Source organism: Pseudomonas anguilliseptica, from assembly GCF_900105355.1.
Lineage (GTDB): Bacteria > Pseudomonadota > Gammaproteobacteria > Pseudomonadales > Pseudomonadaceae > Aquipseudomonas > Aquipseudomonas anguilliseptica.
Genome location: NZ_FNSC01000001.1, coordinates 820,339 through 833,379, shown reverse-complemented (window position 1 = coordinate 833,379; position 13,041 = coordinate 820,339). Strand labels below are relative to the sequence as shown.

The following is a 13,041-nucleotide window of genomic DNA, read 5'->3' as shown; positions in this document are numbered from 1 at the left end:
AGGCTGACGTCAGCCAGAAATGCATGGCTACTTCAGAGGATTCCTAGCTCCAGGCGTTCGCTGGGCACCTGATAACCGGCCGCACTAACGGCGTTGACCAACTGCTCCAGGCTGTCCGCGGGCGCTTCGACGCGCGCCTGTTCACTGGCGAGGTTGATGCTGACACTGGTGACATCGGCCACCTTGGCCAGGGCGCGCTCGACCCGTCCGGCGCAGCTGGTGCAGGTCATACCGCTGATAGGCAGGTTGAAGGTGGTGAGGCTGGACATGAGTGGTCCTCCATGGAATTCCAGTACAGGATCAACCTTGCCATAAGGGCAAGGTCAAGCCGTTATATCTCTTGACCTTACCCTTATGGCAAGGGCGACACTCGGCTAACCGTTTACCATGGCGGCTTATTTATTCAGGAGGTTGTTTATGCAGGTTTCTCAGGTTCACGCATTCCGGGTCGATGGCATGACTTGCCAGGGCTGCGTCAAAACCATCACCGAGGCGCTGTTGGCTTGCGACTCGGCGGCTGATGTGAAGGTGAAGTTTCCCGGTGGTGAAGTGCGTGTGAGCAGCAGTGTGCCGGTCGATCAGCTGATGGTCGCCATCGTCGAGCAAGGCTACGGCGTCAGCCTGGCGTAAAAGCTGCGGCGTTTGGCCAGTCGCGGATCAGCCCGCGAAAGCAGGCGTCGATCATCGGCGCGGCGTCGCTGAGCGGGTCGAACAGATTAGGGTCGCGCGACCAGTCGTAGAACAGACCGATCAGCAGTGCATGTAGGGCGCGCGCGGCCAAGCGCGGCGTCAGCCCGGCATGCAGGCGCACTGACGGTTTGTTGAACTGCTGCTCGCAGAGCGCGATAAACAGGTTGATAAAGGCTTCTTGGCGCTCTTCGGCTTCGCGCAGTTCTTCGGTGAACTCACACCTGCGTAGCAGGATGGTGAAGATGCGCTTCTTCTGCGGCTCGCGGGCCAGGTTCTCGATGGCCTCGATACACAGCTCGCGCAGGGTCTGCAGCGGGTCGTGCTCGGGGCAGCCGCGCATACGTTCGGCCAGCTGCTCGGGCGGTAGCCGCACCTGATTGAGCATGGCGTTGAACAGATCGGCCTTGTTGGCAAAGTGCCAATACACCGCGCCGCGCGTCACCCCTGCATGCCGGGCGATGTGCTCCAGGCTGGTGTGCGCCACACCTTTTTCCAGAAACAGCGTTTCGGCGGCCTCAAGGATGGCGCAACGGGTTTTCTCGGCTTCTTCTTTGGTTCGACGCATGGCAGTAGGCGTATTTCTGGCTAGGCTCAGCACAAAGTGTAATGAACTTAAGGAAACCCTGAAGAAGACTTCCTGAATTTGGCAAAATACCTGAACTCCACCCGCCGAGTTTTCCGATGAAGCAGATGACCTTCGCCGACGCCGAGTACGCCGGCAAGCGCAAGCAAACCCGCAAAGAGCTGTTCCTGATCGAGATGGATCAGGTTGTGCCGTGGAAGGGTTTGATTGCCTTGATCGAACCGCATTACCCCAAGGGTGAAGGCGGACGTCCAGCCTATCCGCTGATGGCGATGTTACGGGTTCATTTGATGCAGAACTGGTTCGGCTACAGCGACCCGGCGATGGAGGAGGCTCTGTACGAGACCACCATCCTGCGCCAGTTTGCGGGTCTGAGCCTGGAGCGCATTCCCGACGAAACCACCATCCTCAACTTCCGCCGATTGCTGGAGAAACACGAACTGGCTGCGGGCATCTTGGCCGTCATCAATGGCTATTTGGGTGACCGCGGTTTGTCATTGCGCCAAGGCACCATCGTCGATGCCACGCTGATCAATGCGCCGAGTTCGACCAAGAACAAGGACGGTAAGCGTGACCCGGAAATGCACCAGACCAAGAAGGGAAACCAGTATTACTTCGGCATGAAGGCGCACATCGGCGTCGATGACGAGTCGGGTTTAGTGCATAGCGTGGTCGGCACGGCAGCCAATGTTGCAGACGTTACTCAGGTCGACAAGCTGCTACACGGCAAAGAAAACATGGTGGGTGCCGACGCGGGTTACACCGGCGTAGAGAAGCGGCCAGAACATGAAGGCCGTGAAGTGATCTGGCAGATCGCAGCCCGCCGCAGTACGTACAACACGTTGAGTAAGCGCAGCGCGCTGTACAAAGCCAAGCGCAAGATCGAGAAGGCCAAGGCGCAAGTTCGCGCCAAGGTCGAGCACCCGTTCCGGGTGATCAAGCGTCAGTTCGGTTATGTGAAGACGCGTTTCCGTGGCCTGGCCAAAAACACCGCACAACTGGTAACGCTGTTCGCCCTGTCGAACCTGTGGATGGCCCGTCGACATTTGCTGACGAATGCAGGAGAGGTGCGCCTGTAATGTGGGAAATGACCGCTGCGAGGTGCTCGCGGCGGCCAGAAACACCGAAATGAGCGGATGACTTGATCGTTTTTGATCAGTTTTCCGCTTTCAAAATCAGCGGAGGCTGAAGTTGACCGGAAATACAGGGCTACTTCAGACCATCCTTAAGGGTAATGTTCTATTTACAAACACTTGTGTATGTAACTAGCATTGCCGGTTTCAAACGTTGCGCCTTGCGTTTATTCGGAGACACCCATGCTTTTTCCCCGTCGTCTGCCGGTCACTGCCGGTTCCTTGTTGTTGGCTTTTTTGGCCGCCCCGCTGTTTGCTGCCGATGCTCCGCCAGCTCCCGAGGTGGTGGTAGAGACCGTCAAGGCCGAGGCTTTGCCCCTGGAGCTTGAGTATTCCGCGCGTACTGCCGGTTTCCGTGAAGTGCAGGTGCGGGCCCAGGTCAGTGGCATTCTGCAAGAACGCACCTATCTGGAAGGCAGCCAGGTCAAAAAAGGTCAGGTGATGTTCCGCATCGACCCGCGCACCTATCAGGCCTCCCTGAGCCGTGCCAAGGGCGCACTGGCGCAACAGCAGGTGCGCTATCGGCAGACCGAGCGTGACCTCAAACGCATCCGTGAATTGCAGAAAAAGGGGTTTGCCAGCGAGAGTGAGCTGGACAATGCCATCTCCAACTTCGAGCAGAGCAAGGCCAATATCCAGGCCGCCGAGGCCGAGGTGCAGTCCAAGCAGATCGATCTTGATTACACCACGGTAAAAGCGCCGATTTCCGGTATCACCAGCAAGGAGACTGTTTCCGAAGGCAGCCTGATGGTGGCCGGCGATCCGAATGCCAGCCTGCTGAGTAATATCACTCAGCTGGACCCGATCTACGTCAACTTTGCCGCCCCGGATTCCGATGTGGAGAGTGTGCGCAGCGGCCTGCAGAACGGCAGCCTGGTGCTGCCGGAAGACGGCAAGATGGGCGTGCAGATCACCCTCGGTGACGGCAGCGTCTATCCGCTGGAAGGCAAGGTGGATTTCACCGACAGCCTCATTGATCGCGGCACCGGCACCGTCAGTGCGCGCGCAGTGGTGCCAAACCCAGAGCAGGCGCTATTGCCGGGTCAGTTCGTCCGCGTGCAGGTCAAGGGCCTGAGTATTCCCAACGCCATGACTCTGCCTGAGCGCGCGATTGCCCAAGGCCCTGGCGGCACCTTTGTTTACGTGGTTGATGAAGACGGTGTGGCGCGTATGCGTCAGGTCACTACCGGGCATACGGCCAAAGGCCGCTGGGTGATTGTTTCCGGCATCAGTGCCGGTGAGCGGGTGATCGTCGAGGGTCTGCCGAAGGTGCGTCCAGACAGCCCGGTTAAAGTCGCCGCCCCAGCCGCCAGCCAATCCTAAGGAGCGTTCCCGGTGATATCACGCTTCTTTATCGACCGCCCGGTGTTTGCCACGGTCATCTCTATTGTCATTGTGCTGGCGGGCCTGATGGCCATGCGCTCGTTGCCGATCGCTCAGTACCCGCAGATCCTGCCGCCGCAAGTATCGGTCAGCGCCAGTTATGCCGGTGCCAGCGCTCAGGTGATTGCCGAAACGGTGGCCGCGCCCTTGGAGCAGTCGATCAATGGCGTGCAGGGGATGATCTACCAGCAGTCCAACTCGGGCGGTAACGTCATGAGTTTGTCGGTGTACTTCGAGGTCGGCACCGACCCAGATCAAGCCACCATCGACGTCAACAACCGCGTGCAGGCCGCGCTGGCCAAGTTGCCTGAAGAAGTGCGCCGGCAGGGCGTCAAGGTACAGAAGAAGTCGTCCGATATTCTGCAGATCGTGACGCTGTATTCGCCGGATGGTTCGCGCGATCCGGTGTATATCAGCAACTATGCATTGATCAACGTCATCGACGAACTCAAGCGCCTGCCAGGTGTGGGCGATGTCAGCCAGTTCGGCTCCAAGGACTACTCCATGCGCATCTGGCTGCGGCCCGACAAGCTGGCGCAGTTCAACCTGACACCGACCGATGTGGTCAATTCGATCCGTGAGCAGAACTCGCAGTTTGCCGCCGGCAGCTTTGGTCAGCAGCCGCTCAAGCAGGAGCAGGACTTCACCTACACGGTAACCACTCAGGGCCGTTTCACCGACCCGAAAGAATTCGAAAACGTCATCCTGCGCACCGACGACACCGGCGCCAGCCTGCTGCTCAAGGATGTCGCGCGGATCGAGTTGGGTGCCCAAGACTACTCGCTGATGACCTCGCTCAACGGTCAGCAGAACGCCGCCTTCGGCGTGTACCTGCAGCCCGGCGCGAACGCTCTGGACACTGCGGAGGCGGTGAGCAAGACGCTGGAGCGGCTGTCGCAGAACTTCCCCAGCGGCATGACCTACAAAGTGCCGTACGACACCACCAAATTCGTCCAGGTATCGATTACTGAGGTGATCCACACCTTCTTCGAAGCCCTGGTACTGGTGGTGCTTGTGGTGTTTATCTTCCTACAGAACTGGCGCGCCACCCTGATTCCCGTGCTGGCCATTCCGGTTTCGCTGGTTGGTACTTTCACCGGCATGTACATGCTTGGCTTTTCGATCAACCTACTGACCCTGTTCGGCATGGTGTTGGCCATCGGCATCGTGGTGGACGACGCCATTGTAGTGATCGAAAACGTCGAGCGCTCAATGAGCAAAGACAAGCTTGGCCCGCGTGAGGCGTCGATCAAAGCCATGGAGGAAGTAACCGGGCCGATCATCGCCACCAGCCTGGTGCTCTGCGCGGTGTTTATTCCGGTAGGTTTCCTTGGCGGTCTGGCCGGGGAAATGTACAAACAGTTCGCCATCACCATCGCCGTGTCGGTGGTGATTTCCAGCCTGGTCGCCCTGACCCTGAGTCCGGCGCTCTGCGCCTTGCTGCTCAAGCCTGGTCAGCACGAGCCTGCTGCGCCGTTCCGTGCATTCAATCGGATATTCGACAAACTGACTAATGGCTATACCGCCGGCGTACGCTTCTTCCTCAAGCGTTCTCTGGTGGGCTTGGCGCTGTTCGGCCTGATGATTGCCTTGACCGTGGTGCTGTTCAACCGCGTGCCCAGCTCCCTGGTGCCCAATGAAGACCAAGGTTATGTGCTTAACGCCTACTTCCTACCGCCAGCCGCCTCGCTGACCCGCACCGAAAAACTGACCGGTGACGTGACCCAGCAGTTGATGGCGCACCCTGCGGTGAAAGACGTGGTGACCTTCGCCGGTTACGACATTTTGTCTTCTGGTACCCGTAGCAGTGCCGGGGTGTCGTTCGTGCCGCTGAAAGACTGGAGCGAGCGAACCACGCCCGAGTTGGATGCACGCAACCTGACGCGTGAATTTATGGGCATGGGTGCAACACAGAAAGATGGCGTGGTACTTAGCTTCAATCCGCCACCGATCACTGGAATGAGCACCACCGGTGGCTTTGAGGGCTATATCCAGGACCGCAGTGGGGGTACCACCGAGCAGTTGGCGGGTAAGGTTGCGGCCTTTCTCGCGGCGGCAAACAAGCGTCCGGAGTTGGGTGGGGTACAGAGCACCTTCAGCGCCAACGTGCCGCAGTACTTTATCGATCTCGACCGCACCAAGGCCCAGGCCCTGGGGGTGTCGGTGAATGATGTGTTCACCGCCATGCAGGCTACCTTTGGCAGCTACTACGTCAACGATTTCAGCCTGTATGGCCGTACCTTCCAAGTCAGCCTGCAGGCCGAGGCGGAGTTTCGCAGTAAGCCGGAAGACCTGTCCCAGGTCTATGTACGCTCGGCCAGCGGTGAGCTGATCCCACTGTCGAGCTTGGTCAAGGTCAAGCGCATCCTCGGCCCGGATACCTACGCACGCTTTAATGTCTACCCCTCAGCGAAAATTCTCGGCGGACCGGCACCTGGCTACAGTTCGGGTCAGGCCCTGGCGGCTGTGCAGGAAGTGGCCAGCGAGGTATTGGGCAGTGACTACAGCATCGGCTGGACAGGTTCGGCCTACCAGGAAGTGGCGTCGCAGGGCTCGGGCAGCAGTGCCTTTATCTTTGGCCTGATTCTGGTGTTCCTGATTCTGGCTGCGCAGTACGAGCGTTGGACCCTACCGTTGGCGGTGGTTACCGCCGTGCCGTTTGCGGTGTTCGGCGCGATTGTCGCGGTGTGGCTGCGCGGCATCGAAAACGATCTGTACTTCCAGGTTGGCCTGGTTACCCTGATCGGTTTGGCGGCGAAGAACGCTATTCTGATTGTCGAGTTCGCCGTGCTGTGCAGACAGCAGGGCATGAGCATCTTCGAATCGGCACTGGAGGCTTCGCGCCTGCGCTTCCGCCCGATCATCATGACCTCGCTGGCCTTCGTTCTAGGCGTCATGCCGTTAGTCACCAGTGCTGGCGCAGGTTCGGCTAGCCGTCACTCGATTGGCACCGGGGTGCTCGGCGGCATGCTGGCGGCAACTTTCCTGGCGATCTTCCTGATCCCGATGTTCTATCTGTTGGTGGAGTCGCTGGCAGAGAAAATCGGCAAAGGTCGGAAAAAGGCCGATACGCCGGTCTGACTAGCAGCCCGCTGGTGAGCGGCAAACCGTAGCCCGGATGCACGCCGGGAGCGGTTTGTCAGTCCGCTGTAGTCCGGGGTTGATCCGGGCCACGGCGGCTCCTCGGTTATTACATTTCTGGACACCCATGCCGTTACGTCTTCTGTTGATTCTTGGCGCGTTAAGCGCCTTTGGCCCTTTGGCCATCGATTTCTATCTGCCGAGCTTCCCAACCCTGGCGCGCGCGTTCTCCACCGATGTGGAGCACGTGCAGCTGTCGTTGGCCGTCTACTTTGCCGGCCTGGCTATTGGTCAGCTGGCATATGGTCCGCTGGCCGACCGTTTTGGCCGGCGCAAACCGCTGTTGCTCGGGGTCATGCTGTTCAGCCTGGCGTCGCTGGCCTGCGCCCTGGCGCCGAGCCTGGAATGGCTGATTGCTGCGCGCTTTGTGCAGGCTCTGGGCGGCTGCGCCGGGATGGTGATTTCGCGGGCGGTGGTGCGTGACCTGTGTGACCCAGTCAGCTCGGCCAAGGTGTTTTCCCAGTTGATGCTGGTGATGGGCCTGGCGCCGATTCTCGCGCCACTGGGCGGTGGGTTGCTGCTCAGCACGCTGGGCTGGCCGTCGATTTTTGTCTGCCTGACGCTGTTCAGCTTTGTCTGTCTGCTGGCGGTGGCCCGGTGGCTGCCGGAAACCCTGGCCAAAGATGCGCCGCATGCGCCTTTGCGCGGCGCGTTGGGGGAGTACAAGCGGCTGTTTACTGACCTGCCGTTTCTCGGTTATGCGTTGACCGGTGGTTGTGCGATTGCCGGAATGTTTGCCTATATCGCCGGCTCACCGTTCGTGTTTATCGAGCTGTATGGCATACCCGCCGAGCATTACGGATGGCTGTTCGGCAGCAATGCCCTGGGCTTTATTCTGGTGGCGCAGCTGAATGCCTGGCTGGTGGCGCGACACGGCCCGGCATACTGGCTGGGCAAGACCGTGTGGTTCTACCTGGCTTGTGGCCTGGCGTTGCTGCTGGTGGCACTGGCCAAGCCGCAGGCCTTGTGGCCGCTGCTGATTCCTCTGTTCGGCTGCATTGCCAGTCTGGGCATTCTTCTGCCCAACGCCTCGGCTTGCGCCATGGCCGGGCAGGGTAGCCATGCCGGCAGTGCCTCGGCGCTGTTGGGTAGCCTGCAATTTGTTATCGCTGCCAGTGCCGCCGCCATGGTGGGTGTACTGCATGACGGCAGTGCCTGGCCGATTGCCGTGGTGATCTTCGCCTGCGGGGGGCTGGCCGTGAGTTTTTCTCTGTTTACCCGGTGGGTCGAGCGCGGCGCGATTCGCGCATAGGCTTAACTTGCCGCGCGCTGCTGCTCGAAAGGCAGCCTATGCGGCGCGTTCAGGCGCGCTTGCAGGGTGCTGACAAACTGGCGGGCCTCGCGTTCACTGCGGAAGGTCACGCTCTGCTTACCAAAGTTTACTTGCCAGCCCGGACCTGCGGCTGTTTTTACCGGTTGGACCATGATGTTCATCGACGAGCCTCCTATGCAAGAAAGGCCAGTCTAGTCGCTCAATATGAACTTTCATTGACCTGTAACAAATCAATCATGGCTGGCGTACCGTTGGTCTGATTCGCACATTTCGGCTGTGGTGGGATTGGCTCTGAACTGCACGGCCAACCCTGCAAGTCGGGTGAATTCGGTCACCAGGGCGATATCGGCAGCGCTTGGCCGGGTTGGCTGCGGGTAATAGATGCCGAAGGTACCCAGTACCTGGCCGTTTTCATTCTTGAAGGGTAGTGACCAGCAAGCGTGTAGGTCTACTGCTAGAGCGATAGCTTTGTAATCACGCCAGTAAGGGTGAAGGCTGATGTTTTCGACGATCACCAACTCACCACTGACTGCGGCATGCCCGCATGAGCCGACCTCTAGGGCGGCTTGAACCCCGTCAATGGCCTGGGTGTACGTTTCAGCTAGGCTCGGTGCTGCGCCGATGTGTAACTGCTGATGTTCATTGAGCAGCATAATCGACACCTTCATCTGCGGTTGCAGGCTTTCTAGGCGATGACTGATATCGCCCAGAATATCGCTCAGCGGGTGCACGCCCAGCAGTTTATCAAGTACCGCATTGCGTGCCTTTTGTAGCTGTTGGGAGAGATGGCGCTCATGCATGTCGTGCAAGCTGCCGTGAATGCTTTGGTCGGGTTGGCTTTGATTAAGCTGCAGCTCAACCCGGCGGGCTTGGCCACTGCTAGTGAGCAGCTGACATTCCACCCGCAGACTTTCCAGTGCGCCATCGCGCAGTTCTTCTAGGCGCTGGTGCAGCGGGGTTTGGCCGAGGTCTGGCATGAAGCGTTGCAGTGGGCTGCCTAGGCTGTCACTTATGGTGTAGCCGCTGATTGTCTCCCAGGCGGGGTTGAGAAAGCTCAGTTGGTTGTTCGCATCCGTGATGAAGATGGCATCACCAAGGTGCTCGACCAACGAACGGTAACGCCGCTCGCTGGCTTGCAACTCATTGTCGAATTTCTTCTGTGTGGTGAGGTCGATGTCGACGCAATACAGTTCGGTTTGGTCGAGGCTGTTGCGTAGCATTAGATGGCTGGAGAATACCCAGACCAAACTGCCATCTTTTCGTTGTAACTGCACCTCCGCTGGCGGGGCAGGTGGGCCGCCGAGCTGCCACAGATTGATTGCGTTGGCCACTTTATTGCGTGCTTCTGGGGGGACGATTAATTCTTCAAGACGGCGTCCCATCGCTTCATTCACGGCATAACCATAGAGCAGAGTGCTGGCGTGATTCCAATAAATGACTCGCCGCTCGCGGTCATAGCCCTGTACTGCAATTCGTGGGGTTTGCTCGAACAGTTGGCGAAAACGCTGCTCGCTCTCGCGCAGCGCACTTTCGTCACGTTTTTGTGGGCTGATGTTTTGCACGGTGCCGAGTACTTCGTCGTTCTCGCCGACTTCCCCGCGCAGCATCAGCCATACGGCTTTCTGTTGTTGTGGTTGCAATAGGCGTGCGCTGATCACCAGCGGCGTGCTGGCCGCGAGAAGAGCTTGTAGGCCGCGTTGTACGGAGTCTCGCTCAGCGGGGTGTAACCAGCTGAGCAGCTGCTCAAGGTTGCAGTGTTGACTGTCGTGATCACGGCCAAAGAGGTTAAGGAAATCCTGAATAAGACTTCCTGATTTTGGCAAAATGCCCGGACGCCACCCGCCGAGTTTTCCGATGAAGCAAATGACCTTCGCCGATGCCGAGTACGCCGGCAAACGCAAGCAGACCCGCAAAGAGTTGTTCCTGATCGAGATGGATCGGGTGGTGCCGTGGAAGGGTTTGATCGCACTGATCGAACCGTATTACCCCAAGGGTGAAGGCGGTCGGCCGGCCTATCCGCTGATGGCGATGCTACGTGTGCACCTGATGCAGAACTGGTTCGGCTACAGCGACCCGGCGATGGAAGAAGCGCTGTACGAGACCACTATCCTGCGGCAGTTCGCCGGGCTGAGTCTGGAACGTATCCCCGACGAAACCACCATCCTCAACTTCCGTCGTCTGCTGGAGAAACATGAGTTGGCTGCCGGCATCCTGGCCGTCATCAATGGCTATCTTGGCGACCGTGGCCTGTCGTTGCGCCAAGGCACCATCGTCGATGCCACGCTGATCAATGCGCCGAGTTCGACCAAGAACAAGGACGGCAAACGCGACCCAGAGATGCACCAGGCCAAGAAGGGCAACCAATACTACTTCGGCATGAAGGCGCACATTGGCGTGGATGACGAGTCGGGGCTGGTACACAGCGTGGTAGGCACGGCGGCCAACGTGGCGGATGTCACTCAGGTCGACAAGTTGCTGCACGGCGAGGAAAACGTGGTGTGCGCCGATGCGGGTTATACCGGCGTCGAAAAGCGCCCCGAACATGATGGGCGCGAGGTGATCTGGCAGGTTGCTGCCCGCCGCAGCACCTATAAGAAGCTGGGTAAGAGCAGCCCGCTGTACAAAGCCAAACGCAAGATCGAGAAGGCCAAGGCCCAGGTGCGCGCCAAGGTTGAGCACCCGTTCCGGGTGATCAAGCGTCAGTTCAGTTATGTAAAGACACGCTTCCGTGGCTTGGCCAAGAACACGGCGCAACTGGTGACGCTGTTCGCGCTGTCGAACCTGTGGATGGCACGCCGACATTTACTGACCAATGCAGGAGAGGTGCGCCTGTAATGCGGGAAATGGCTGCCGCGAGCTACTCGCGGCGGCTAAAAACACAGAAATGAATGGGTAATCTGATCGTTTTTGATCGATTTGCCGCTTTCAAAATCGGCGGGGGCTGAAGTCAGCCAGAAATACATGGCTACTTCAGACCATCCTTAAGGGCTTCTTCACTTAAGTGGAAACCGTTGCGGTATTCCCAGCTGCCGAGTGCAGCATTGCGTTGGGTTTGTTGTAGCAGTCGGCTGTTCTGGGTGATCTCATCTAGCAAGCTGCGTTGTGCCTGCCGGTCCCGATAGCTGACTAAGAATACTAAGCCCGCACTGAGCAAAACAAAGAGTAAAACTTCGACTAGATGCAGTTCTGCCAGCAGCGAGGTGTCCTCAGTATGCCCGTGGAACAGGTAATCGCTGCTGATAACCCATATGACGCTGAATAGAAGATATACGCCCGCTAGTCGCAATGGGGCTTGAAGATCAGGTCGCATCTCTTACCGCCAAGGTTAGCTAGGTCGAAAATGGATGAACTGCTCGCAACTTCACAGCAATACGTCATAGCTAGAGTTTAGACGGCAATAATCAGGGCGTAGGCGAGTAGTGAAAAATGGTCTGGCCCGCAGGCAGTGCGGGCCAGACTTCTCTTAGAAACCCTCTAAAACGATCTTGCCTCTGGCTGTACCGCTTCCCAGCAGCGCATGGGCGCGGCGCAGGTTGGCGGCGTTGATGCTGCCGAAATGCTCACCCAGGGTGGTGCGCAGGGTGCCGGCATCCACCAGTTCAGCGACCCGACCCAGCAGGCGATGCTGTTCGATCATGTCGGCGGTCTCGAACAGCGAGCGGCTAAACATCCGCTCCCAGTGCAGCGACAGGCTTTTGCGCTTGAGCTGCATGATGTCCAGTGGCTGCTCAGGGTCATCGATCAGCGCCAGACGGCCTTGCGGGGCCAGGGCTTCGACCAGTTGGGCGAAGTGCTGGTCGGTCTGGGTCAGGCTGGCGACGTGAGTGACCTGATCGATACCGATACGTTGCAGCTCCTCACTCAGCGGCTGGCGATGGTCGATCACATGGTGTGCGCCCAGTTCGCGGACCCATGCTTGGGTTTCCGGACGGGAGGCGGTGCCGATCACCGTCAGGCCAGTGAGTTGACGGGCCAGCTGCACCAGAATCGAACCGACGCCGCCTGCAGCGCCGACGATCAACAGGCTCTGGCCCTGATCGGCGTTGCCCTGGGTGACCTGCAAACGCTCGAACAGTAATTCCCAGGCGGTGATCGCGGTCAGCGGCAGGGCGGCTGCTTCGGCAAACGGCAGGCTCTTGGGCATATGCCCGACGATGCGTTCATCCACCACATGCAGTTCGCTGTTGGCCCCGGCACGGTTGATCGCCCCGGCGTAATACACCCGGTCGCCGGGCTGGAACAGGCTGACTTCGCTGCCCACTGCTTTGACGATACCGCTGGCATCCCAACCGAGCACCTTGGCGGCGCCATCGGCTGGGGCGACGTTGCGGCGGATCTTGGTGTCCACCGGGTTGACCGAAATGGCCTTGACCTCGACCAGCAGATCGCGCGGACCGGGCGTTGGCGCCGGCAGTTCGACATCCTGCAAAGCGTCAGCGTGGTCGGCGGGCAGCGATTGGTAATAGGCGACAGCTTTCATAACGAGCTCCTTAAAGAATGCGTTGCATCAGTTGATGATCGACCTGTTCCAGCAGGTTGCCGCAGGTTTCGCCAAAGTGCAGAAAATGAGCGGTTTGCTGGTGCGCGCTGAGGGCGGCAGCGTCCTGCCACTGCTCAACCATGATGAAGCGGTTGGGCAGCTCCTGATGGCGGTGGAGGTTGTATTGCAGGCAACCGGCTTCGGCCTGGCTGGGCGGCACCAGCTGGCGCAGACCGGCTTCAACCGCCTCGGCATGGCCGGGGAGGGCAGTGATGGTGGCAATCAACGTCAATGGCGTGGTCATGGCGGACTCCGGTTCAAGTGCTGCCATGCTCGGTTATTTGATTGACGAGAAAAA

General features: G+C 59.0%; 12 protein-coding genes and 1 pseudogene. 6 read left to right on the top strand and 7 right to left on the bottom strand.

The genetic code is table 11. The features are described from left to right. Nucleotides 1-38: 38 nt before the first annotated feature. Nucleotides 39-269 (bottom strand): annotated as a pseudogene (locus BLW24_RS03980) (heavy-metal-associated domain-containing protein); the annotation flags it as partial. Nucleotides 270-417: 148 nt separating this feature from the next. Between BLW24_RS03980 and BLW24_RS03975 the strand changes: the two are divergent. Continuing rightward, the gene (locus BLW24_RS03975) at nt 418-630 is read left to right on the top strand and encodes a heavy-metal-associated domain-containing protein (protein WP_090376986.1); all 213 of its coding nucleotides are present in this window, start codon (nt 418-420) and stop codon (nt 628-630) included. On the opposite strand, the gene BLW24_RS03970 is transcribed toward BLW24_RS03975, so the two are convergent. Next, a complete protein-coding gene (locus tag BLW24_RS03970; RefSeq protein WP_090376983.1) occupies nt 617-1,255 on the bottom strand; it encodes a TetR family transcriptional regulator in 639 nt (212 codons plus the stop codon). The two genes, BLW24_RS03975 and BLW24_RS03970, sit on opposite strands and share 14 nt — an antisense overlap. 116 nt (nt 1,256-1,371) lie before the next feature. Here BLW24_RS03970 and BLW24_RS03965 point away from each other — a divergent pair, with 116 nt between their 5' ends. The 4 genes from BLW24_RS03965 (at nt 1,372) to BLW24_RS03950 (ending at nt 8,182) form a co-directional block, all read left to right on the top strand. Next, on the top strand, nt 1,372-2,352 hold the full coding sequence (locus tag BLW24_RS03965) for an IS5 family transposase (protein ID WP_090375775.1): 981 nt from the start codon (nt 1,372-1,374) through the stop codon (nt 2,350-2,352). 237 nt (nt 2,353-2,589) lie between these two features. Continuing rightward, complete coding sequence (locus BLW24_RS03960; protein WP_090376981.1) at nt 2,590-3,729, top strand: efflux RND transporter periplasmic adaptor subunit; 1,140 nt, start codon at nt 2,590-2,592, stop codon at nt 3,727-3,729. Between the two features lie 12 nt (nt 3,730-3,741). Then, nucleotides 3,742-6,870 carry an efflux RND transporter permease subunit gene (locus BLW24_RS03955; RefSeq protein ID WP_090376980.1) on the top strand — a complete coding sequence of 1,043 codons (3,129 nt, stop codon included), beginning with the start codon at nt 3,742-3,744 and terminating at the stop codon, nt 6,868-6,870. Between the two features lie 127 nt (nt 6,871-6,997). Further along, entirely contained in the window at nt 6,998-8,182 is a 1,185-nt protein-coding gene (locus tag BLW24_RS03950; RefSeq protein ID WP_090376979.1) for a multidrug effflux MFS transporter, read from the top strand. Between the two features lie 2 nt (nt 8,183-8,184). Here BLW24_RS03950 and BLW24_RS03945 read toward each other — a convergent pair whose 3' ends face one another. Continuing rightward, nucleotides 8,185-8,364, bottom strand: coding sequence for a hypothetical protein (locus BLW24_RS03945; protein WP_090376976.1), 180 nt, complete (start codon nt 8,362-8,364; stop codon nt 8,185-8,187). Between the two features lie 69 nt (nt 8,365-8,433). After that, nucleotides 8,434-10,116, bottom strand: coding sequence for a PAS domain S-box protein (locus tag BLW24_RS03940; RefSeq protein WP_167360319.1), 1,683 nt, complete (start codon nt 10,114-10,116; stop codon nt 8,434-8,436). On the opposite strand from BLW24_RS03940, the gene BLW24_RS03935 reads away from it, so the two are divergent. Beyond that, nucleotides 10,058-11,038, top strand: a complete 981-nt coding sequence (locus BLW24_RS03935; protein ID WP_090375425.1) for an IS5 family transposase — start codon at nt 10,058-10,060, stop codon at nt 11,036-11,038. The genes BLW24_RS03940 and BLW24_RS03935 overlap by 59 nt on opposite strands. A 130-nt stretch (nt 11,039-11,168) precedes the next feature. Here the strand turns inward: BLW24_RS03935 and BLW24_RS03930 are convergent, their stop codons facing one another. From BLW24_RS03930 to BLW24_RS03920, 3 genes are all read right to left on the bottom strand, one after another. Further along, nucleotides 11,169-11,513: a hypothetical protein gene (locus BLW24_RS03930; protein ID WP_090376970.1), complete on the bottom strand. Its 345-nt coding sequence runs from the start codon at nt 11,511-11,513 to the stop codon at nt 11,169-11,171. Between the two features lie 153 nt (nt 11,514-11,666). Next, nucleotides 11,667-12,683, bottom strand: coding sequence for a zinc-binding alcohol dehydrogenase family protein (locus BLW24_RS03925; RefSeq protein ID WP_090376968.1), 1,017 nt, complete (start codon nt 12,681-12,683; stop codon nt 11,667-11,669). Between the two features lie 10 nt (nt 12,684-12,693). After that, nucleotides 12,694-12,987 carry a putative quinol monooxygenase gene (locus tag BLW24_RS03920; RefSeq protein WP_090376966.1) on the bottom strand — a complete coding sequence of 98 codons (294 nt, stop codon included), beginning with the start codon at nt 12,985-12,987 and terminating at the stop codon, nt 12,694-12,696. Nucleotides 12,988-13,041 lie beyond the last annotated feature (54 nt).